Source organism: Bifidobacterium sp. UBA4282 (genome assembly GCF_002394995.1).
Classification (GTDB): domain Bacteria; phylum Actinomycetota; class Actinomycetes; order Actinomycetales; family Bifidobacteriaceae; genus Bifidobacterium; species Bifidobacterium pullorum_B.
The window spans coordinates 15,811-17,070 of sequence record NZ_DGVO01000002.1; the positions used below are offsets into that span (position 1 = coordinate 15,811).

At 63.6% G+C, this 1,260-nt stretch carries 3 protein-coding genes; 2 read left to right on the plus strand and 1 reads right to left on the minus strand.

All coding sequences use genetic code 11. The features are described 5' to 3' along the window. On the minus strand, positions 1-248 hold a 248-nt coding region (locus B4C31_RS00125; RefSeq protein ID WP_291530832.1), incomplete at its 3' end, for a dihydroxy-acid dehydratase. A 133-nt stretch (positions 249-381) separates the two neighbouring features. On the opposite strand from B4C31_RS00125, the gene rpoZ reads away from it, so the two are divergent. Then, entirely contained in the window at positions 382-666 is a 285-nt protein-coding gene (gene rpoZ / locus B4C31_RS00130; protein ID WP_291530833.1) for a DNA-directed RNA polymerase subunit omega, read from the plus strand. A 194-nt stretch (positions 667-860) separates the two neighbouring features. Further along, positions 861-1,260 (plus strand): S-adenosylmethionine synthetase N-terminal domain-containing protein (locus tag B4C31_RS00135; RefSeq protein ID WP_291530834.1); only part of this gene is annotated, 400 nt, incomplete at its 3' end.

Below are 1,260 nucleotides of genomic sequence, written 5' to 3' on the forward strand. Positions count from 1 at the left end.
GCGATGCCGTCGTCGATGGCGATGGCGTTGAACTCGCGCGGGATGCCGCCGGCGGCCTTGACGGCCTCGGAGACGATGCGGCCCACCTGCTGCAGATGCACATGGCCGGGCACGAATTCGGTGAACGAGTTGGCAATGGCGACGATCGGCTTGCCGAAATCCTTGGCGTCGACGCCGGCGGCGCGGTACAGGGCGCGCGCACCCGCAAAGGTGCGGTCCTTCATGAGTTTTTCAGAACGCATTTCCATACCGACCATTCAAGTCGAGAACGGCCCGCCGCGGCCCGCCGCTGGTCACATCGTGGAACGAGGCAGGATATCGGGGCAGTGGGGTATACTTGCACGGTTGGAATACGTATTCTCAAGCATGGGAGAACATCATATGGCTTTCGGTACCGATCCCACCCCGCAGGGTCTGGCGGATCCGCCCATCGACGATCTGATGGAGTATGCTGACTCCAAGTACGCGCTCGCCATCTTCGCGGCCAAGCGCGCCCGTCAGATCAACTCGTACTTCACCCAGCTCAACGAGGGCCTGCTGCAGAACGTCGGCCCGCTGGTCGAATACCAGAACCAGGAGAAGCCGCTGTCCATCGCGTTCCGTGAGATCGACAGCGGTCTGCTCGAGGAGACGCTCGGCGAGGACGATCTGAGCGAAGGCAACTGAGCCGGTACATCGTCGGCGGACGTGTCCGAGGCTTGATGCCGGAACCGCTCACGGCCATGAGTGCGTCCCGACCGGGAACCGTGCAGCACACGGGGCCGGCCGGGACGTTGCGTATGAGGCGGATGGTCGGTGGCGGGCCCTTTCGGAGTTGGGCTGAGGAGGGCTTGCCCATGACTGTCAGAAGGAGCTTACGGATGAATGAACCACGACTGATCACGGCGGAGTCGGTGACCGAGGGCCACCCCGACAAGGTCTGCGACCAGATTTCGGATGCGATCCTGGATGACATGCTGCGCCAGGATCCGCACTCGCACGTGGCCGTGGAGACATCGGCCACCACCGGACAGTTCTTCGTGTTCGGTGAGGTCACCAGCGAGGGCTACAGCGACATCCAGAGCATCGTGCGCTCCACCGTGCGCGACATCGGGTACACCAGCTCCCGGATCGGATTGGACGCCGACTCATGCGGCGTGTTGGTATCCCTGACCGAACAGAGCGCGGAGATCAACCAGGGTGTGGAACGGCTGAATCGCGAACGCGAATCGACCGCCAGCCGCGAGGAACGCTATGAGGCGCAGGGCGCGGGCGACCAGG